The sequence below is a fragment of the Rhodococcus sp. 06-156-4 genome (assembly GCF_002259345.1).
Classification (GTDB): domain Bacteria; phylum Actinomycetota; class Actinomycetes; order Mycobacteriales; family Mycobacteriaceae; genus Rhodococcoides; species Rhodococcoides fascians_E.
In genome coordinates this window covers 47,517-68,209 of the sequence record NZ_NPGB01000006.1, presented here as the reverse complement: position 1 = coordinate 68,209, position 20,693 = coordinate 47,517, and the positions used below count along the sequence as shown (strand labels likewise).

Below are 20,693 nucleotides of genomic sequence, written 5' to 3'. Positions count from 1 at the left end.
GAAGCACTTTGGAGACTTACCCATGACTTATCGTCAATTCTCGAGGCGGGACATGCTCCGCGCGATGGGGCTGGCAGGCGTCGCCGCAGCGTCGGTGCCGATTCTGTCGTCCTGCGGAGTCGGAGGTGGCGTGAACGCCGTCAACGGCGCCGGCGAGGTGAGCGGGTCGTTCGATTGGAAGGCCGTGGAGGGTACGACCCTCAACATCCTGCAGACCCCGCATCCGTACCAGCAGTCGTTCCAACCGCTGCTCGCCGAGTTCGAACAGCTGACCGGCATCACCGTCAATGCGGACCTGGTGCCCGAGGCGGACTACTTCACCAAGCTCAACACCGAACTTGCCGGCGGTACCGGCAAACACGACGTCTTCATGCTGGGGGCGTACTTCATCTGGCAGTACGGCCCGCCCGGATGGCTCGAGGACTTGAACCCCTGGTTGCAGAACAGTTCGGCCACCAGCGCCGAGTACGACTTCGAGGACATCTACGAGGGTCTGCGCACGTCGACCAGCTGGGATTTCGAGCAGGGCTCACCGCTCGGTACCGGTGGTCAGTGGGCGCTGCCGTGGGGATTCGAGAACAACGTCGTTGCGTACAACAAGAAGTTCTTCGACGACAACGGCATCACCCTGCCGGACACCTTCGAAAACTTCGTGCAGCTGGCCATCGACCTCACCGATCGTTCGCAGAACCGCTACGGAATCGCGACTCGCGGGTCCAAGTCGTGGGCGACGATTCACCCCGGCTTCATGACCCAGTTCACGCGTGAAGGTGCGCAGGACTACGTCTTCGAGAACGGCGAGTTGCAGGCCCGGATGAACTCGGAGAAGGCAGTTGCGTTCACCGAGAAGTGGATCGAGATGCAGCACAAGGCCGGACCGACGTCGTGGACGTCCTACGACTACCCCAACGCCACCGGTGATCTCGGTGACGGCAAAGCCATGATGGTGTTCGACGCCGACAGTGCGACCTACCCGAAGAACAAGCCGGGTGCGTCGGCACAGGCAGGCAACATCGGGTGGTACCCCGGTCCTGCAGGTCCCGACGGTAGCTACGCCACGAACCTGTGGACGTGGTCGCTGGCGATGAACTCGATGTCGAAGAACAAGCACGCAGCGTGGCTGTTCATGCAGTGGGCCACGGGCAAGGAAGCGATGTCGAAAGCTGTTCAGGGCGGGATCTACGCCGACCCGGTTCGCAAGTCCGTGTTCGACGGTGTCTTCAAGGACCAGGTCGCCGACCAAGCGGGTTATCTCGAGACGTTCGAGACCGTGATCGACCAGTCGAAGATCCAGTTCACTCCGCAGAAGAAGTTCTTCGACACCACGCAGAACTGGGCGTCGGCACTCCAGGACATCTACGGCGGCGACGATGCTCAGTCCCGGCTCGACGGACTGGCGAAAACCAACACCTCGAAGGTGAACCTGTGATGACTTTTCAGAAAGAGGTACGTCATGGCCACGCGCACTGAGCCTTCGCGTTCGACGGGCGCGCCTGTTCCGGGTTCCACGGCCAAGCCCGAGGTGCCGCGGTGGCGTCGTCGGCTGCGTCCGTATCTGTTGTCGGTTCCCGCCGTCCTGATCGTCGTCGGAATTCTGTACCCGTTCTTCGTCGGCGCGTGGTACTCGTTCCTCAACTACGCTGCCGTGAACCCGAACCCGGTGTTCGTCGGCTTCGCCAACTACGCCAGCGTTCTCGGTGACGCGCAGTTCTGGTCGAGCGTGCGCGTCACGGGCACGTTCGCAGTGGTGGCGACCATCGTGGAGACCGTCATCGGCGTGATCATCGCGCTGCTGCTCAACCGGTCGTCGATCGTCGGCCGCATCTTCGAGAAGGTGCTGATCCTTCCGCTGATGATCGCGCCGGTGATCGCCGCGGTGGTGTGGAAGCTGATGTTCAACCCGCAGTTCGGTGTGCTGAATCACGTTCTGGGACTGGGCAACACGTTCGACTGGTTGAGCAGTCAGAACGCGCTGTTCTCGGTGATCCTCGTCGACCTGTGGATCTTCACGCCGTTCGTCGCGATTCTCGTTCTCGCCGGCATCCGTTCCCTGCCGAAGGAACCGTTCGAAGCGTCCGAGGTCGACGGCGCGAGCTGGTTCTACATGTTCCGCCGGCTCATGTTGCCGATGCTGTGGCCGTACATCCTCGTCGCGGTGATCTTCCGCTTCATGGACAACCTCAAGTTCTTCGACGTGCCATGGGTTCTGACGGCCGGTGGGCCGGGTGTCGCGACCCGTTCGTTGCAGATCGGTGCGTTCGAGGACTCGATCATCAACCTCGACTACTCCCGCGGCAGCACCTACATGTTCCTGCTGTGGATCCTCGTGTTCATCACCGCGCGCTTCCTCGTGAGCGTGCTCGGCAAAGCACAGCGGCGCGCCGCTGGAGCGGAGAACTGACATCATGGCAAAGGAATTGCTTCCAGGGCAGCGCCGGTTCACCCCGGCCTCGGTCGCCGCGGACGTCGTACTGCTGGTGTGGTTCGTGTTCTCGCTGTTCCCCATCGTGTGGATGGTGTTACTGGCGCTGAAGTCCGACGCCGAGCAGACGAGCACGTACTTCTCCTTCACGCCGACGCTCGAGAACTTCGGAACCGTGCTCAGCCAGCGCGGAACCGACCTCACCAGCGTCGATTTCACGTCGTCTCTGCTCACCAGCCTCATCAACTGCGGCGGCGCGGTCATCGTCTCGCTCGTCATCGGTATCCCCGCCGCCTATGCGGCGGGTCGCTGGCAGTACAAGGGCAGCAACGATCTGATGTTCCAGATGCTCTCGTTCCGATTCGCGCCCGAGCTCATGGTGATCGTGCCGCTGTTCGTCATCTACAACCAGATCGGGTTGTTCGACACCAAGGTCGGCATGATCTGGGTGCTGCAGTTGGTGACCATGCCGCTCGTCGTGTGGATCCTGCGCTCCTACTTCCAGGATCTGCCGGAGGATCTGGAACAGGCCGCGCTTCTCGACGGGTACACCCGCTCGCGGGCATTCGTCATGGTCGCGCTCCCCTTGGTGCGCCCCGGCATTGCTGCAGCTGCATTGCTGGCTTTCATCTTCGCGTGGAACAACTACGTCTTCCCGCTCATCCTGTCCGACAGCAACGCCAGCACGGTCACCGTCGCGATCACCAAGTATCTCGGTGGTGGCGGGCAGGCCTACTACAACCTCACTGCGGCGGCAGCAGTCATCGCAGCACTCCCACCGCTGATCCTGGCGCTCACCATTCAGCGCTACCTGGTTCGCGGTCTCTCGTTCGGGGCGGTGAAATCCTAGATGGCACAGCTTGCAGTCAAAGGACTGAGCAAGAAGTACGGCAAGAAGATCGGAATCGACGGACTCGATCTCGACATCGCGGACGGCGAGTTCTTCGTCATCCTCGGTCCGTCCGGGGCGGGCAAGACCACGACGCTCAAGTCCATTGCAGGACTGGTCGAGGTCGACGAAGGTGCCGTCCACATCGGCGGCACGGACATGACAGCTGTGGAGCCGTACCACCGCAACGTCGCGATGGCGTTCGAGAGCTACGCGTTGTACCCGCAGAAGACCGTGTCGGAGAACCTGGCATCGCCGCTGAAGTCCGGCCGCACCGGCAAGTACACCGAAGCCGAGCAGACCGAACGCATCAAGTCCGTGACGACGACTCTCGGTATCGACCATCTGCTGAAGCGGTTTCCGCGCGAGCTGTCCAACGGTCAACGTCAGCGTGTCGCGCTCGGTCGCGTGCTGGTCCGTCCGGCCGACGTCTACCTGCTGGACGAGCCCCTCTCGCACCTCGATGCGAAGCTTCGTGCGGCCATGCGCGTCGAACTGAGGCAGTTGGGTGAGATGTCCAAGACCACCACCGTCTACGTCACCCACGATTATCAGGAAGCCCTCGCCCTGGGAGATCGCATCGCGATCCTCCGCGAGGGGCGTGTGGTCCAGGTCGATACTCCCGAGAACATCTGGCGTACACCGGCGGACACGTTCGTCGCCAAGGCCCTCGGTCAGCCCGAGATCAACCTCTACGACGCAACCGTCGACGACGGATCGCTGCGCGTGCTGGGAAGCAGCATCGAGGTGTCCGCTCCGGCAATGCTGTCGAGAGGGGACAACGCGCGCATCGGCATTCGGCCCTGCGACGTCGACGTGCTCGCGCAGGCGTCGACGCAGCCGGGGAAGGTGAACTTCGAGGGCACCGTCGTACTCGCCGAACGTCTCGGACGCGACGTCGAGGTGTCCGTCGATCTCGGCGGAACCACTCTCATCGCGTTGTCGAAGGGCGGACGTCACATCACCGAAGGTGCGACGGTGACCGTGTCGGTCGACGCGTCGGACATCCACATCTTCGACGGCACCGACGGGGCGTCGGACGTCGAAACTCGTCGCCTGGGCGCGGCAGACAGCAAGGAGCAGTAGATGACTGCCGTACACACCACGACCGTCGCGCAGAGCCTGACGCTCGACAACCTGGTCAAGACCTACTCGTCGCGTGGGCGGGAAGAATTCAAGGCCGTCAAGGGCATCGATCTCACCATCGAGCCCGGTGAACTGATTGCGCTCCTCGGCCCGTCCGGATGCGGCAAGACCACGACTCTGCGGATGATCGCGGGCCTGGAGACGGTCACGAGTGGAGAGATCCGCATCGGCGACAGGACCATCACGGACCTTCCGCCCGGAAAACGTGAGGTCGGGGTCGGATTCGAGAGTTACGCGCTGTACCCGCCGCTGTCCATTCGTGAGAACCTCGCGTACGGGTTGAAGGCACGCAAGGTCAAGGGTGCCGACGAGCTCGTGAACTCCATCGCTCGCAGGCTCGAGATGGAGGATCTACTCGAGCTGCGTCCGGCAGGACTGTCGAGTGGCCAGAAGCAGCGCGTCGCATTGGCGCGGGCCCTCGTTCGGAACCCTCCGGTGCTGCTCCTCGACGAGCCGCTCTCGCACCTCGATGCCTCTGCACGCCAACGAGTTCGACGCGAACTCAAGATGTTGCAGCGCGAGTTCGGGTACACCACGATCGTGGTCACCCACGACCAGGTCGAGGCGCTCAGCCTCGCGGACCGCTTGGCGGTCATGGACGGCGGAGTCATTCAGCAGTTCGGCACTCCGGACGAAGTGTTCGACGATCCGGCCAATCTGTTCGTCGCAGGGTTCGTCGGCGAGCCGCAGATCAACGTTCTCGACGGTGTCGTCCGTCGTTCGGGAACGTCCAGTGTCGTCGAAATCGGGGACGGCACACTGTCGGTGAACGTCACCGATGTCTCCGACGGCACATCCGTCAAGGTCGGTATCCGCCCGCAGGACGCGTCGATCGTCGCGGGCGTGGCCGGTGACGGGCAGATTGCGGCGTCGGTGGACTACTTCGAGCACCTGATGGAGTTCGGCCAGGCGAAAATTTCCGTCGCAGGCGGCGGCGAACTTCTGGTGCAGACCCCCGCACGCGAAAGCTACCGCAGCCACGATCGATGCGCGCTCTCCGCTCCGGCCGAACGCATCTACCTGTTCGACCGCGAATCCGGTCTCAGACTCCGATAGGACCAGTCATGACAAGGCTTTTCAACGATCCAGCGTCGTTCATGGAGGACATGCTCGACGGATTCCTCGACGCCAACTCGCGGTACGTCGTCGGTGTCCCCGGCGGGGTGGTGCGCGCGACAGCGACACCCGAGGGCAAGGCCACGGTTGTCGTCGGCGGCGGGTCCGGGCACTATCCGGCGTTCTGCGGAGTGGTGGGTCGTGGATTCGCCGACGGTGCCGTGGTGGGAAACATCTTCACCTCGCCGTCGGCCGACGATGCCGCGTCGGTGGCGCGTGCAGTCGAGCGCGGCGGGGGAGTGCTGCTGACGACGGGCAACTACGCGGGCGACGTCATGAACTTCGGTCTCGCGGTGCAGAAGCTGCGCGCCGAGGGAATCGACGCCCGGTACCTCGCGGTCACCGACGACATCGCCAGCGCACCGAAGGATCAGATCGCCAAGAGGCGCGGCATCGCCGGTGATTTCACGGTGTTCCGGTGCGCGTCGGCCGCTGCCGACGAGGGATACGACCTGGACGGTGTCGAGCGGGTCGGAATCGCCGCGAACGACGCCACCCGCACGCTGGGCGTGGCCTTCGACGGCTGCACGATGCCCGGTGCCCAGGACCCACTGTTCACGGTGGCGAAGGGGACGATGGATCTCGGTCTCGGTATTCACGGAGAGCCGGGGGTGTCCTCCCACGACATGCCGACTGCCGCCGAGCTTGCGGACCTGCTCGTCGATGGCGTGCTCGCCGAGAAGCCCGAAGGCAGCGGCGAGCGCATCGCGGTGATCCTCAACGGGCTCGGCCGAACCAAGTACGAGGAACTGTTCGTCGTGTGGCAGACGGTGTCGCGTCGGCTGCGCGAGCACGGATACACCGTCGTCGACCCGGAAGTGGGGGAACTCGTCACGAGCCTCGACATGGCAGGCTGCTCGCTCACCGTCATGTGGCTCGACGACGAACTCGAGAGGTTCTGGACCGCGCCGGCGGACACTCCCGCCTATCGCAAGGGAGTTGTCGCCGGCGATACCGGGGAGCGTCGGTCGGCCGACGACGTGGCCGAGGCTGCGTCCGCGGTAATGCCGGAGTCCGACGAGCATTCGCGGGAGTGCGCTCGGTTCGTGGCATCGTCCCTCGAAGCCCTGGCGGAGCGAATGGCTGCTGCGGAGGACGAACTCGGCCGCATCGACGCCGTCGCGGGAGACGGCGACCACGGCCGAGGAATGGTGAAGGGTACGGCTGCTGCACGTGAAGCCGCGGACGATGCCGTCAACCGAGACGGCGGCACCGGATCGGTGCTCGCGGCCGCAGGCTCGGCATGGGCAGCGAAAGCAGGTGGAACCTCCGGAGTGTTGTGGGGTGCCGCACTGACAGCCATCGGAAACAGACTGGGCAACAACGGCGTACCGGACGACGCGGCCGTCGCCGAAGCACTGCGAGCAGGGTACGACGCCCTGACATCCCTGGGCGGTGCATCGCTGGGAGACAAGACAATGCTCGACGCTCTCGACCCGTTCGTCGGGGCCGTCGAGAAAGCCGTTGCCGGCGGAAGTGACTGGCGGACTGCGTGGTCCGACGCAGTGAACGTGGCGGGTGACGCTGCGCAGCGCACCGCGGAACTCCGTCCGAAGGTGGGACGAGCACGTCCCCTGGCCGAGAAAAGCGTCGGGACCCCCGACGCGGGCGCGGTGTCGCTCAGCATGTGCGTCGCCACCGTCGCCGAACTCTTCACGAAGCAAGGACTGTAGATCATGAGCAAGCTGAGAATCGTCGTCGGATGCGACGACGCCGGACTGCAGTACAAGCAAGCACTGTTGGCCGATCTGGAGAAGGACGATCGAGTCGAATCGGTCGCCGACGTGGGCGTCGGAACCGACGAGCACACCGCCTACCCGCACGTGGCCGTCACCGCGGCACGCATGATCGCCGACGGGTCGGCCGACCGTGCGCTGCTGGTGTGCGGCACCGGTCTCGGAGTGGCCATCAGCGCCAACAAGGTTCCCGGTATCAGGGCCGTCACGGCACACGACAGCTTCTCGGTCGAGCGTGCCGTACTCAGCAACGATGCCCAGGTGCTGTGCATGGGCCAGCGTGTCATCGGAATCGAACTCGCGCGTCGCCTGGCAAGGGAATGGCTGGGCTACACCTTCGACCCGACATCGGCATCAGCAGCGAAGGTCGCGGCAATCGGAGAATACGAAACCGGTTCCCTCGCAACCGCGGAGGACGCAGCGAAAGCGGTGTGCGACTGAGTAGAACTGGATGCGACGGCGGGGCGGCAAACCCGCCGTCGCGCAGAGGGTCTCGAACGACCCTCAAGGATTTTTGGCAACCTATTCCTGCCGTGCGCAGCGAACCGTGGGCAGTCGGATGTAGACGACGAGACTTGGTATTTCGATCGACGCGAGCAGTGCGCAGCCGATGGTCCATTGCCCGACAGGACGCATGCTGATCGCCTCGAACAAGGCCCACAACGCTGCGCACCAGATCGGTTGGACTGCGAGGAGTCGACTGTACGGTTAGACGATTGGTGCGGCCGCCCGTGGACTCGTCCCGGTTACGAACACCCGTACAGAGCTGCCCCGGGAGACCTTTTAATACTTCGGAAGTCACCGATCTCGCCTGGTCTGCCGGAATCGACGGCCACCAGACCATCGGTGTGGGTTCGACCGTGTCACGAGCGTTTCGGTCGGTGGTGCAGTGCGCGGAGGTCTACCTCATGCCTCGCTGGTTCGCAGTAGTGCAACGTCGGAGACGAGGCGGATGTGGTCGGCCATGGCTCTGCCTGCCGTGGTCGGATCCTGCGCTCGTACTGCTTCGGCGATTCGGCGGTGGCCTTCGAGCGATGCTTTCGGTCGCTCGGATTGCGACAAGGATTCGATGCGTGTTTCGCGGATCAGTTCCGCGATTTCGCCCATGAGGCGTGCGAGGAGAGGGGAATGTGCAGCGTCGGTGATAGCGCGATGAAACATCTCGTCGCCTGACACGCCGCGGTCGCCGCCGGTGATCTCGGTCGCCATCACGGACAGTGCGTGATCGATGGCAGCCATCTCCGCGTCGCTGCGACGCTGTGCGGCCAATTCCGCTAGTTTCACTTCCAGCGCTTCTCGGGCTTCGATAACCTCCGGAAGTCGGTCGGCATGCTCGCGTAGTGCACGAATTGCGATATCTCCCACCGGGCGTCGAACCAGTACTGCTCCGTCGCCATGGCGCACGGACAGAATGCCTTGAACCTCGAGAGCGACGAGTGCCTGGCTGAGGGATGCTCGACTGACGCCGAGTTGTGCAGCGAGTTCGCGTTCGGCGGGAAGTCGATCGCCGAGCTTCATGTCGCGATCGACGATGTGTGCACAGAGCTGTTCGACGATCACTTCGTACAGCCGCGGCCTGGCCACCGGGCGAATTTGCTCAGCCACTGTGTCACTCGCTCTCTGTTCCTCTAGGCCTGCAAGTTTAACGGACCGCTCGGTAGTAACGACGAGCACATCGAGGGTTGACAAGTGATCCACTTCACTGGTTGAGTCCTTATTGACCCAGTGGCTAGTCCAATTGGCCACTGCGCAGCCGAAGCAACCGCTTCGGTGACGCCACAGATGAACCGGAGACCTCGATGTCGACCGAGCTGATTCCAATCCTTGCTCTTGTTGTCATGTTCCTCGCAGCCACGGTGTTCCCCGTCAACATGGGTGCGCTGGGCTTCGTGGCAGCGTTCTTCGTCGGAACCCTCGCCGTGGGTATGGGTACCGACGAGATCATCGGCGGATTCCCGAGCAGTTTGTTTCTGACCTTGGTCGGGATCACCTACCTGTTCGCGATAGCGCAGAACAACGGCACAGTGGACTTACTTGTCCGGGGTGCCGTACGTCTGGTCGGGGGGCGCGTCGCCCTGATTCCATGGGTGATGTTCGGCATCACCGCGGTGCTCACGTCGATCGGGGCACTCGGGCCCGCCGCGGTCGCCATCGTGGCTCCGATTGCGCTGGGATTCGCTGCCCGCTACAAGATCAACGCCCTGCTCATGGGCATGATGGTCATTCACGGAGCTCAGGCCGGCGGCTTCTCGCCGATCAGTATCTACGGAGTCACGGTCAACGGCATCGCCGCCGACGCCGGACTCACCAACAGCCCGCTGACACTGTTCCTCGGTAGCTTCATCTTCAATGCTGCAATCGGTGCCGCCCTGTTCGTGTTCCTGGGTGGTCGCTCGCTGATCGGCCGCAGCGTGCACGACGACGACGGCACCCGTCCCGACGGCGACACAGGCGGGGTCGGCGGTGGTGCACGCCGCTCGACGGTCATGCGTGGGTTCGGATCGAGTACGCCGAAGCCTTCGGGCCAGACGGTGACGGTCGAGAACGCCCCGCCGTTGGCGACTGCGGTCAAGGCCGTCACCTTCGATCAGATTCTGACGCTCATCGGCCTGGCGTCCTTGGCGGTGCTCTCGCTGATCCTGGACCTGGATGTCGGTTTCATCTCCATGACGGTTGCGGTAGTCCTTGCTCTGGCCTCGCCGAAGGCGCAGAAAGGGGCGATCAATCAGATCAGTTGGTCGACGGTCCTCCTGATCGGCGGTGTGCTCACATTTGTCGGGGTGCTACAGAAAGCCGGAACGGTCGGGTATGTCGGTGACGCGGTAGCGGGAATCGGAGTACCTCTCCTCGTCGCGTTGCTTCTGTGCTATATCGGTGCCATTGTTTCCGCGTTCGCCTCCTCGACCGCGATTCTCGGTGTCACCATTCCGCTCGCGGTCCCATTCCTGCTCGCCGGCGAAGTAGGCGCCGTGGGAGTCATTGTCGCACTTGCCATTTCCTCGACAATCGTCGATGTCAGCCCATTCTCGACCAACGGAGCTCTTGTCCTGGCCAACGCACAAGGCATCGACAAGGACGTGTTCTACAAACAGATCCTGAAGTACAGCGCCCTCGTTGTGGTACTCGGTCCGATCATTGCCTGGGGACTGCTGGTAGTGCCCGGTTGGCTGTAGCGGCCTCCGCAGTGTGTCGCGACCTACCGAAAGCGTCGCGGACACATTCTTGACATCCATCCGCATCGCTGGTCCAATTAAATTGGCTAGGCCACTGGGTCACTAGGCCAAGGGTACCTCTCGCTCTCGCACCCGGAAGAAGTTGATTTCGATGCCGCTCAACACGACAGGCAGAACCGGACCACTCGAAGGAACGGTGGTCATCGATCTGACGCGCGCCCTTGCCGGACCGCACGCGTCGATGATGCTGGGGGACCTCGGCGCCGACATCGTGAAGGTCGAAACTCCGAAAGGCGGCGACGACACCCGAGGTTGGGGCCCACCGTTCGTCGCCCCGGAGGGCGTGGATCGCGAGTCGACGTACTTCTTGTCGGCCAACCGGAACAAGAGATCGATCGCCCTCGATCTCAAGACCGACGACGGCCGAGAGGCATTGCACGACATGATCGAGCAGGCCGACGTGCTGCTGGAAAACTTCCGGACCGGCGTACTGGACCGGCTCGGATTCTCGCCCGCTCGTTTGGCCGAAATCAACCCCGGTCTCGTGGTGCTCTCGATCACCGGATTCGGGCACGACGGCCCAGAAGGCGGGCGTTCGGGGTACGACCAGATCGCGCAAGGTGAGGCGGGTCTGATGTCGTTGACCGGCTCCGGACCCGACGATCTCCAGCGGGTCGGAATCCCGATCGCCGATCTCCTCGCCGGCATGTACGGAGCCTTCGGTGTTCTCGCAGCACTTCGCGAGCGTGATCGCACCGGACGCGGCAAGGTGGTACGAACCTCGTTGCTGGCCAGCATCGTAGGTGTGCACGCCTTTCAGGGGACGAAATGGACCGTTGCGGGCGAGGTAGGTCAGGCGCAGGGGAATCATCACCCGTCCATCTGTCCCTACGGCCTCTTTCCCACCGCGGACGGTGCAGTTCAGATTTCAGTAGGCAGCGAAGGACTGTGGCACCGGTTCTGCGACGGCTTCGGCATCGACCCTGATCTGGAAGGCATGGCAACCAACCCACAGCGCGTCGAGTCGCGTCTCGAGGTCATCGAACTGGTATCGAAGATCTTCGGAACCTACGAGACCGAACCTCTGTTGAAGTTTCTCGACGAGATCGGTGTTCCCGCAGGAAAAGTACGCAACCTGCAGGAAGTCTACGAGTGGGAGCAGACCAAATCTCAAGGTCTGCTGGTCGACGTCCAACACGAAACGCTGGGAACCGTCACGCTCCCCGGACCACCCCTGCGCTTCTTCGAATCGGACGGCACCGAGGTCACCGAAACCCGCCACCTTGCCCCGCCGGTCCTCGGTGCCGACGACGAACTCGTCCGAGCATGGCTGAAAGAAGCGATCCGATGACCAGAATGACAGCGCACGAACTGCTGGACATCGTCGTCGACACAGACAGTTTCGACTCATGGGATACACCTGCCGTCGAGTACGTCGTCGACGAGACGTACGCCGAGGAATTGGCAGCGGCCCGCGAAAAGACCGGGCTCGATGAATCCGTCATCACAGGATCCGCCACTATCCGGGGCCGCAGAGTCGCCATTCTGGTGTGCGAATTCTCGTTCCTGGCGGGTTCGATCGGTGTGGCTGCGGGCGAGCGGCTCGTGACTGCAGTGCACCGGGCCACTGCGGAGCGGCTACCGCTTCTCGCGCTTCCGACATCGGGTGGGACGCGGATGCAGGAGGGCACCGTGGCGTTCCTGCAAATGGTGAAGATAACTGCGTCCATCACCGCACACAAGGCCGCTCACCTGCCCTACATCGTCTACTTGAGAAATCCCACCACGGGAGGGGTTTTCGCGTCCTGGGGTTCTCTCGGTCACGTCACCGTCGCCGAACCAGGTGCCCTGATCGGTTTTCTCGGGCCACGCGTCTACGAGGCGCTCTACGATGCCGCGTTCCCCGCGGGCGTGCAGACCTCGGAAAACCTCCAGGCACACGGTCTCGTCGACGCGATCCGAGCGCCCGAGCAACTCGCCGAAATAGTCGATCGTGCACTGCGCATCATTTCCGACCCGCCCTCCTGCCGTGCGCGCACTTCCCATACGCCGGAATGGAGAATCGACGACGTACCGGCATGGACGTCCGTACTCGCATCGCGTAGGACGGACCGCCCGGGAGTTCGCGAACTTTTGTTCAACACCGCAGCGGACGTGTTGCCGCTCAATGGAACCGGTCAGGGTGAAGCCGACCCCGGGTTGATTCTCGCGCTGGTACGTTTCGGTGACATGCCGTGCGTCCTGCTCGGTCAGGATCGTCGGACCCAAACGGCGACGACGCCGCTCGGTCCTGCGGCTCTGCGCGAGGCGCGACGCGGTATGCGACTTGCGCAGGATCTGGAACTCCCACTTGTCACGGTGATCGACACCGCGGGGGCGGCTCTGTCCAAGGAGGCGGAGGAAGGCGGATTGGCCGGTGAAATAGCCAGGTGCATAGCCGATATGGTCGATCTGGACACCCCGACCGTCTCGTTGCTTCTGGGCCAGGGGACCGGCGGAGGGGCTCTTGCGCTCGTGCCGGCCGACCGCGTGCTGGCGGCCCAACACGCATGGCTTTCGCCGTTGCCTCCGGAGGGGGCAAGCGCAATAGTTCACCGCGACATCGCGCACGCCGCTGACATGGCGACCAAGCAAGGAGTGCGATCACTGGATCTGTTCGACGCGGGAATCGTCGACCTCGTCATTCCCGAATTGCCGGATGCCGCAGAAGAATCGCAACAATTCTGCGATCGAGTCGGGGTCGCTCTTCATCGCGAACTCGCCGACCTGGTCGGGCAAGACCCGGAGATGCGGCGCATCACGCGAGAAAAACGGTTCAACCGAATCGGCTGCACGTCGGCAACTACCTGAACATGCTCGACCCGATCCTCCTCAGAACGTTCCTCGCAGTCGAACGTACAGGCTCGTTCACGGCTGCGGCCGACACCCTCGGTCTGCGTCAGTCGACGGTCAGCGGTCATGTAGCTCGGCTGGAACACGCAACGAGGCAAACCTTGTTTCTTCGGTCTTCCGGACGGAGAACAAGGGTGACGACGACGGCCGCGGGTGGTGTCCTGACCGAACATGCAGGACGGATACTCGCGGCGCACGAGGCAGCAACCACCTTCTTTTCCGCACCTCGTGCGTCCGGCAGTGTTCGATTCGGGACAACCGAGGATCTACTGGCGGGGCCTGTTCCGGTAGTGCTTCGCAACTTCGGACAAGAACACCCCGATGTCACGCTGGAACTCGTGGTCGACGACGACGCCCAGCAACTCCGGCGTCGTCTCGGCACGCACGACATCGACTCCGCACTGATGGCTTGTCGACCTGCAAGTTCCGCCGGCACCGTCGTCGGTCACGACCGACTCGTATGGGCTCGGGCTCCTCACTCGAGATGTCCTTCCCGCTCCCGCGAGTCCGTCGTCGTCTATCTCCCACCCACTTGGGTCCGCGACGCGGCAATCGAGGTGCTGAATCTCGGCGGCTACGACTATCGAACACCGACCGAGGTGTGCTCGCGCCGCGAGGCCCACCTGGCGTCACTCGCGGGCGTGGGGTACAGCGTGTACGCGTCCACGTCGATTCCTGGTGGTCTGGAAGAAGCCACTCGCCTTCCCGAGCTTCCCTCGGTCGATTTCGTCGTCGAACACTCCGGGCCCGCCGACGCCCCGACAACCGCGCTGAACGATTACATCGAACGACACTTTCGTTGGGAGTTGCCCCGGAATCGCGGTACCTACGTGTAGGGGGATACCGACCATGCGGACTACCGAGGGCGTTGTTTCGGAATCGATCGGCCCGATAGCCTCGATACAGGCTCCAGCCTGCACGGACGTTACGTTCGATTGTCCTGAAGTCACCGTGTGATGGAGTGCGAATATCAAGCGTTCCCCAGGCCAACCCTGCACGGTCGTTGGGCTAGCTCCGCGAGAATTCGGATGCTCGCTGGATTTGCTCGTTCGTCGGCCGGATGCCGGTGTAGAGGACGAATTGCTCGGCGGCCTGAAGTGCGATGACCTCGGCGCCGGTGATGACGGGCTTGCCTGCGGCCCGGGCTTTTACGATCAACGGTGTTTCCGACGGCATGGCGACTACGTCGAACACTGCGTGGGCGCCGTGGATCTGCTCGTCGGAGTATGGCGAGGCATCGGCGTCGGGGCCGCCCGCCATTCCGACGGGGGTGACGTTGACGAGCAGGTCGGCCTGGACGGTGCGGGCAGACCACTCGTATCCGTAGGCGGCGGCCAGAGCCGGACCGGTGACCTCGTTGCGGGCGACGACGGTGCCTCGGGTGAATCCCGAATCACGAAGTGCTGCAACGACGGCTTTGGCCATTCCTCCGCTACCGGTCACCGAAACCGTGTAGTCGGTGGAGAAGCCTGATGACGCAAGCAGATTCGCGACTGCCTGATAATCGGTGTTGTACGCGTGCAGTATGCCGTTCTCGTTGACGATGGTGTTGACCGATTCGATGGCGCTCGCGGAATCGTGCATCACGTCGATCGATGCGATGACGTCTTCCTTGAACGGCATCGAGATTGCGCACCCTCGGATTCCGAGAGCGCGGACGCCTCCGATCGCGGCAGCGAGATCCGTCGTCGTGAAGGCTTTGTAGACGAAGTTCAGATCGAGTTCGTCGTAGAGGTAATTGTGAAAACGGGTACCGATGTTGCTCGGGCGACCGGAGAGCGACATGCACAGTTGTGTTTCACGGTCGAGGAAGCTGCGCGAGGACATCGTTCGGACTTTACTCTCAGCAGTTCTGCGCCACCGACGAGAGCGCGCGCTGGTCCGCCTGTGTGATCGGCAGCGCGTACTGCGCCGCGACGGACAGGTACTTGCCCGCGTAGAAGCATCGGTACGCGGCGTTGGGTGGTAGCCACTGCGCTGGAGTGGAGTCGCTCTTCGACTGATTGTCGGGCCCGTTCACGGCAAGGAGGTTGAAGTCGATGTCGTTGGCGAACTGGACTCGCTTGTTCGGTGTCCATGCGTTCGCGCCCATGTCCCAGGCCGCGGACAGTGGGTAGACGTGGTCGATCTGGATCTTGCCTGCGTCGGCCTTGACGAATTCGACGGACTCACCGGAGTACGGGTCCGCGAGAACCCCCGACGTGACCACGCAGTTCCGAGTCCCGTCGCGGAACGTCACCTCGGTGAGGGAACGCGCCAGGACGTTGTCGCGGGTACCGCAGCCGTCGTGACCGCCGGGCCCGTCGTAATCGTCGGTCCACGCCGGACCGAACACGCAGCCCTCCCCGCTTTTGCAGCCCCGCTCGTATCCCGGGTTGTCGGGCCTGTCCGCGACCACCTGAACCCGTGCAAGTAGATCCTCGATCTGCACTCGTGTGGGACTACCCGGCGCCGGGGGAGGCGGCGAAAAACCTGGAATCGACGCTCTGTCGCAGGACCCGAATGCAGTCATGGCCAAAGCGGCCACCAGCAACAGCAGCGCCACACGCAGCTTCTTCACACACGCCCAATCGTCGTACTCGGTCTATCCGGACACGATTGTGCCGCACCCCACCGACAGTGATTGCTCAGCCGACTTCGATGATCACCTTGCCGGTTGCGTGGCCGCTCTCCACCGTCGCGAGCGCTTCACCTGCCCGCTCGAGCGGGAAGGTCTGGTCGATCCGAGGTGTCAGCACACCGGTGGCCACCAGCTCGGCCACGGCCTCGTACGCCTCCGTGGTTCGCCTGCGGTGTACGCCCGACCCGCCCAGGGACGTCGCGAGCACGGGATCCGCGACGCTGACGACAGGTGCGTCGGGCTTGGTCAGCGATACCGCCGATTTCAATGTGTCCCCGCCGACGAGATCGAAGATGCCGTCCACCACGGTGTCCACGGCGTCGGCGAAGTGCTCGCCGGAGGGGACGAAACGAGCCCCGAGGCCGGACACCCACTCCTGCTTGCCCGTGCCGGCCACGCCGATCGTGTTCAGACCGCGCGCCTTGGCTATCTGCAGCACGGCGGAACCGACCCCGCCGCCCGCGCCGAGTACCAGCAACGTCGAACCGCTCGCGAGGCCCAGCTGGTCGACACCGTCGTAAGCCGTACCTGCCGCGACCGGCAGCGTGGCGGCGGCGGCGAACGTCACGGCATCGGGCTTGTGTGCGGCGCTGGACGCGTTCAGCACCGTGTACTGCGCGTACCCGCCGTGACCGGCCGCGGTGGATCCGAACACTCGATCGCCCACCGAGAAACCGTCCACATGAGTACCGACCTGAACCACCGTGCCGGACACCTCACGGCCGAGAACTGCCGGTAGGGACGTTTGTACGGTGTCCTTGCGGTTGCCGGCCCGCACCTTCCAATCGGCAGGGTTCACCCCGGCTGCATGCACCGCTACCAGCACCTGTCCCTGTCCGGGGTCTGGAATCGGCACGTCGAGGAAATACTCGGTTTCGGGACCTCCGTACTCACTGAACCCATAAGCGATCATTCATCCACTGTGCCAAATGTCCGGTAGTCGGTGGGCGAGGTGTGCCATTTCTCGCCCGTCGGCGTCGCACGGACCCCGCGCACGGTGCGGCAACCGGCACACCACGCCCATCCGTAACCGAGCACCCTGGTTGGATGGACGAGTGCTTCACGGTCTCTGGTCTCCCGGCAGCGGGTTGGCGCTGTGGGACGACGAGGTCACCACCGGTACGGAGCCCGCTCTACCTGCCGCGCTCGCGCAGGTACTCGGCAGACCGTTTCGTCACCGAGTCGAGGTCACGTTCCCGCCGACCGACGGGGGGCGGCCCCCGACGGCCAGCGTTCCCGCGATCGCGCTCGTGCCGTTCAATGCAGCCGACCTGCTGCTCAGGATCACGCCGCATCCGCTGATCGCAGGTGATCTGCAGTATCTGGCGCACGTCGCGCACGGCATCGAGCGGTGGGCGCGCGCAGGCAGAGTCGTACCCTCGCTCGTCCGACTGGAAGGGACGTGGTGGCCGAGGTGGCGTCTGGTGGGCGGGGAGCGCCAACGGGCCTGGGCCAGCGAACTCGCCGCGGCCATGCCGTCCGTGCAGCGTGCGGCCCACAGACCCAAGGCAATCCTGGACGACATGCTGGCCGAGCTGACCGATCCCATCGTCAGGTCGGTGCTGGGCAGACCCTTTCCGGAACACCCGCTGCTGTCGGCCCTCGTTCTGGACGACCCCTACGTGGAAGGCACTCAGCAGGCGTCGACTCTGCTGGAGAAGTGGCGGGAAACCCTCACCGTCGACGAGCCGTCGCTGGTACTGCGATTGCTCGAACCCACCGACGACGAGACCGAAGATGCTGCGGATTTCGGCGAAGCGTTCTGGACCTTGCAGGTGTGTCTGCGCGCCGACGGCGAAGCGCCCGTGCCGGTTCCGATGAACCGCCGCGTCGACGCGACCCTGCTCTCCACAGCCGTGCGCAAGCTCGGCGAGGCCGTGGCGGCGTACCCGCGGCTGCGGGATCTGCCATCGGAGGACGGCACGCTCGATCTCCTGCTGCCCACGTCGGTGGTGATCGATCTCGTCGAGCACGGCGCGACGGCACTGCAGGCGACCGGAACGACGGTGCTGCTGCCCCGGGCATGGACGCGGCTGGATCCGTCGATGCGCTTGCGGGTGGAATCACCCGCGGTGACCAAGGCCGCCGCCGACCGAGCCGTCGGCATGGAGGAACTGGTCTCCTACGACTGGCAACTTCAGCTCGGCGACATGGTCCTCACCGAGGCCGAGATGAACCGCCTGGCCGTATCCAAGGGTGACCTGGTGCGTCTGCGCGGGCAGTGGGTGCTCGCCGACGGTGGTCAACTCGCCCGCGCCGCCAAATACGTCGCCGAGCACCACGGCGACGGGACCCCGCTCGGCAAGCTGATGCGCGAGATGACCCTTGCCGATCCGCCTCCGGCGTCCGTTCAGGACATCCGGGCGACGGGATGGGCGAAGGCGCTGCTCGAGCCGGGAGCGAGCCCGGAGCCGATTCCGCTTCCACCGGGCGTGAACGCAACCCTGCGGCCGTACCAGCAGCGTGGTGTGGAGTGGCTGGCGTTCATGAGCAGGCTGGGACTCGGAGCGGTACTCGCCGACGACATGGGGCTCGGCAAGACTCTGCAGGTCCTCACCTTGCTCGCGCACGAACGGAGTACGACGCCGACGCTTCTGGTGGCGCCGATGTCGGTCGTCGGAAACTGGCAGCGCGAAGCCGCGAAGTTCACCCCCGGCCTACGCGTGATGGTTCACCACGGTGCGGCGCGGTTGAGCGGTGACGAACTTCGAGACGCCATTTCCGCGCACGATCTCGTCGTGACGACGTATGCACTGATGGCGCGCGATCGGGCGCAGTTGGCGGAGCGGACGTGGCGTCGGGTCGTGCTCGACGAAGCGCAGCACATCAAGAACTCGGGTACGGGGCAGGCGAAGGCGGCTCTCGCCATTCCGGCCGAGCACAAGATCGCCCTCACCGGAACTCCCGTCGAGAACCGACTGGACGAGCTCCGCTCGATCCTCGACTTCGCCAACCCTGGAATGCTGGGCAGACCAACGGATTTCCGCAAGCGCTTCTCCGTTCCCATCGAACGCGAGAAAGACGAGAACGCGGTGACACGCCTGCGCGCCATCACCTCTCCGTTCATTCTCCGACGGGTCAAGACCGATCCCGCCGTCATCTCCGATCTTCCGGAGAAAAACGAGATGACGGTGCGCTCGAACCTCACCGCCGAGCAGGCGGGCCTGTACAAGGCCGTCGTCGACGAGATGATGGCCCAGATCGCCGACGCCAAGGGGATGAAGCGCAAGGGCGCCGTGCTGTCTGCGCTGACGAGGCTGAAACAGGTGTGCAACCATCCAGCGCACTTCCTGTCGGACGGCTCGCCGGTGCTCAAGCGCGGGCACCATCGCTCCGGAAAGATCGGCCTCGTCGAGGACATGCTCGATTCGATCCTCGGGGAGAACGAGAAAGCGTTGCTGTTCACGCAGTTTCGGGAGTTCGGCGACATCGTCGCGCCGTACTTCGCGGAAAGGTTCGGCACCGCCGTGCCGTTCCTGCACGGCGGCGTCACCAAATCGAAGCGTGATGCGATGGTGGAGGCCTTCCAAGCCGACGGCGGCCCACCGATCATGATGCTCTCGCTCAAGGCAGGTGGAACCGGGTTGAACCTCACCGCGGCCAACCACGTCGTGCACCTCGACCGCTGGTGGAATCCGGCGGTCGAGAACCAAGCGACCGACCGCGCCTTCCGGATCGGCCAGCGCAAGAACGTCTCGGTGCAGAAGCTGCTCTGTGTCGGAACGGTCGAGGAGCGCATCGATTCGATGTTGCACTCCAAACAAGACCTCGCGAATCTCGCCGTCGGCACCGGCGAGAACTGGGTGACCGAGATGGATACCGCAGAACTGCACGAACTGTTCCGTCTCAGCGAAGACGCGGTAGGTGAGTGATGGTCGACTTCAGTCAGTACGGCAAGCGTCGGAAAGCCAAGGGCGGCATCGAGTCCCGCAACAAGCGCGGTGCATTCGGTCAGACCTGGTGGGGGAGGCACTTCGTCACCGCCATGGAGGACCTGGCCGATCCGGGCAGAATCGCCCGTGGCCGGACGTACGCGCGACAGGGCCAGGTGCTCAATCTCGGTGTCGAACGCGGCCAGATCTACGGCGAGGTTCAGGGCAGCCAGCTGGAACCGTTCTCGGCGTCGATCACCGTCGATCCGCTGACCGACGGTCAGATCTCGGCGCTGATGAGCCGCGTCGCATCCAACCCAGGAATGTTGGCCGAACTGGCGTCCAACTCGATCCCACAGGCACTGGCGTCGATTCTTCTTCCGCACGACCGCGGTCAGCTGGACTTCGACTGCACCTGCCCCGACGACGGTTGGCCGTGCAAGCATGCGGCTGCCTTGATGTACATCGCCGCCGAACACGTCGATGCGTCCGCCGCGACAATTCTGACGCTCCGCGGCGTCGATTTGGATCAACTGATCGAGGGCGTCGGTGACGGCGACGACGAACTCGATTCCGGCGACTGGTTCGGGGACGACGCCAGACTGCCGGCTCTTCCGAAACCGACGTCGGCGCCGGCGATGGACGACCTGGACCCGCTGATCCTGCGCAAGGTCTTCCGAGCCGACGGGTCCAACGAGGCCGAGGTCAGCCGGGCTGTTGCCGAGCTGCGGGCGTTGTACGACCGGCTCTGACCCGCTCACGTGCTGGACATACATGGAAGTCCGACTATAGGATGAGCACACTTCATTCTCGTACCTGTTAGGACG

17 protein-coding genes are annotated in these 20,693 nt (G+C 63.9%); 13 read left to right on the top strand and 4 right to left on the bottom strand.

Translation table 11 applies throughout. From position 1 onward, the window contains the following. Nucleotides 1-52: 52 nt before the first annotated feature. From CH290_RS02820 to CH290_RS02790, 7 genes are read left to right on the top strand one after another with little or no spacing between them, the layout of a single operon-like run. Nucleotides 53-1,429 carry an ABC transporter substrate-binding protein gene (locus CH290_RS02820; RefSeq protein ID WP_052062007.1) on the top strand — a complete coding sequence of 459 codons (1,377 nt, stop codon included), beginning with the start codon at nucleotides 53-55 and terminating at the stop codon, nucleotides 1,427-1,429. 24 nt (nucleotides 1,430-1,453) lie between these two features. Next, complete coding sequence (locus tag CH290_RS02815; RefSeq protein WP_019667188.1) at nucleotides 1,454-2,401, top strand: carbohydrate ABC transporter permease; 948 nt, start codon at nucleotides 1,454-1,456, stop codon at nucleotides 2,399-2,401. A gap of 4 nt (nucleotides 2,402-2,405) precedes the next feature. Beyond that, nucleotides 2,406-3,272 carry a carbohydrate ABC transporter permease gene (locus tag CH290_RS02810; protein WP_033190352.1) on the top strand — a complete coding sequence of 289 codons (867 nt, stop codon included), beginning with the start codon at nucleotides 2,406-2,408 and terminating at the stop codon, nucleotides 3,270-3,272. After that, the gene (locus CH290_RS02805) at nucleotides 3,273-4,397 is read left to right on the top strand and encodes an ABC transporter ATP-binding protein (protein ID WP_033190353.1); all 1,125 of its coding nucleotides are present in this window, start codon (nucleotides 3,273-3,275) and stop codon (nucleotides 4,395-4,397) included. Beyond that, nucleotides 4,398-5,513 carry an ABC transporter ATP-binding protein gene (locus CH290_RS02800; RefSeq protein WP_019667191.1) on the top strand — a complete coding sequence of 372 codons (1,116 nt, stop codon included), beginning with the start codon at nucleotides 4,398-4,400 and terminating at the stop codon, nucleotides 5,511-5,513. Nucleotides 5,514-5,521: 8 nt separating this feature from the next. Next, nucleotides 5,522-7,246: a dihydroxyacetone kinase family protein gene (locus CH290_RS02795; protein ID WP_033190354.1), complete on the top strand. Its 1,725-nt coding sequence runs from the start codon at nucleotides 5,522-5,524 to the stop codon at nucleotides 7,244-7,246. 3 nt (nucleotides 7,247-7,249) lie between these two features. Beyond that, entirely contained in the window at nucleotides 7,250-7,750 is a 501-nt protein-coding gene (locus tag CH290_RS02790) for a ribose-5-phosphate isomerase (protein ID WP_019667193.1), read from the top strand. Nucleotides 7,751-8,215: 465 nt separating this feature from the next. On the opposite strand, the gene CH290_RS02785 is transcribed toward CH290_RS02790, so the two are convergent. Beyond that, the gene (locus CH290_RS02785) at nucleotides 8,216-8,914 is read right to left on the bottom strand and encodes a FadR/GntR family transcriptional regulator (RefSeq protein WP_094620608.1); all 699 of its coding nucleotides are present in this window, start codon (nucleotides 8,912-8,914) and stop codon (nucleotides 8,216-8,218) included. Between the two features lie 194 nt (nucleotides 8,915-9,108). On the opposite strand from CH290_RS02785, the gene CH290_RS02780 reads away from it, so the two are divergent. The 4 genes from CH290_RS02780 to CH290_RS02765 all read left to right on the top strand — a co-directional run bounded on the left by CH290_RS02780 (nucleotide 9,109) and on the right by CH290_RS02765 (nucleotide 14,210). Continuing rightward, the gene (locus CH290_RS02780) at nucleotides 9,109-10,482 is read left to right on the top strand and encodes an SLC13 family permease (RefSeq protein WP_033190356.1); all 1,374 of its coding nucleotides are present in this window, start codon (nucleotides 9,109-9,111) and stop codon (nucleotides 10,480-10,482) included. Between the two features lie 151 nt (nucleotides 10,483-10,633). Next, nucleotides 10,634-11,833 (top strand): CaiB/BaiF CoA transferase family protein, encoded by a 1,200-nt coding sequence (locus CH290_RS02775; RefSeq protein ID WP_020113139.1) that lies wholly within the window; start codon nucleotides 10,634-10,636, stop codon nucleotides 11,831-11,833. Then, nucleotides 11,830-13,332, top strand: coding sequence for a carboxyl transferase domain-containing protein (locus CH290_RS02770; protein WP_033190357.1), 1,503 nt, complete (start codon nucleotides 11,830-11,832; stop codon nucleotides 13,330-13,332). Before CH290_RS02775 ends, CH290_RS02770 begins: the two co-directional genes overlap by 4 nt. A gap of 2 nt (nucleotides 13,333-13,334) precedes the next feature. Beyond that, nucleotides 13,335-14,210: a LysR family transcriptional regulator gene (locus tag CH290_RS02765; protein WP_052083243.1), complete on the top strand. Its 876-nt coding sequence runs from the start codon at nucleotides 13,335-13,337 to the stop codon at nucleotides 14,208-14,210. A 172-nt stretch (nucleotides 14,211-14,382) separates the two neighbouring features. Here CH290_RS02765 and CH290_RS02760 read toward each other — a convergent pair whose 3' ends face one another. From CH290_RS02760 to CH290_RS02750, 3 genes are all read right to left on the bottom strand, one after another. Then, nucleotides 14,383-15,201 (bottom strand): shikimate 5-dehydrogenase, encoded by an 819-nt coding sequence (locus CH290_RS02760; protein WP_033190358.1) that lies wholly within the window; start codon nucleotides 15,199-15,201, stop codon nucleotides 14,383-14,385. Nucleotides 15,202-15,217: 16 nt separating this feature from the next. Next, a complete protein-coding gene (locus tag CH290_RS02755) occupies nucleotides 15,218-15,886 on the bottom strand; it encodes an HNH endonuclease family protein (protein WP_033190597.1) in 669 nt (222 codons plus the stop codon). Between the two features lie 115 nt (nucleotides 15,887-16,001). Further along, complete coding sequence (locus CH290_RS02750) at nucleotides 16,002-16,907, bottom strand: NADP-dependent oxidoreductase (RefSeq protein WP_019667242.1); 906 nt, start codon at nucleotides 16,905-16,907, stop codon at nucleotides 16,002-16,004. Between the two features lie 142 nt (nucleotides 16,908-17,049). Between CH290_RS02750 and CH290_RS02745 the strand changes: the two genes are divergently transcribed. Further along, nucleotides 17,050-19,866, top strand: coding sequence for a DEAD/DEAH box helicase (locus CH290_RS02745; protein ID WP_033190359.1), 2,817 nt, complete (start codon nucleotides 17,050-17,052; stop codon nucleotides 19,864-19,866). Further along, nucleotides 19,866-20,618, top strand: a complete 753-nt coding sequence (locus CH290_RS02740; RefSeq protein ID WP_020113146.1) for an SWIM zinc finger family protein — start codon at nucleotides 19,866-19,868, stop codon at nucleotides 20,616-20,618. Before CH290_RS02745 ends, CH290_RS02740 begins: the two co-directional genes overlap by 1 nt. The last annotated feature ends 75 nt before the right edge of the window (nucleotides 20,619-20,693 follow it).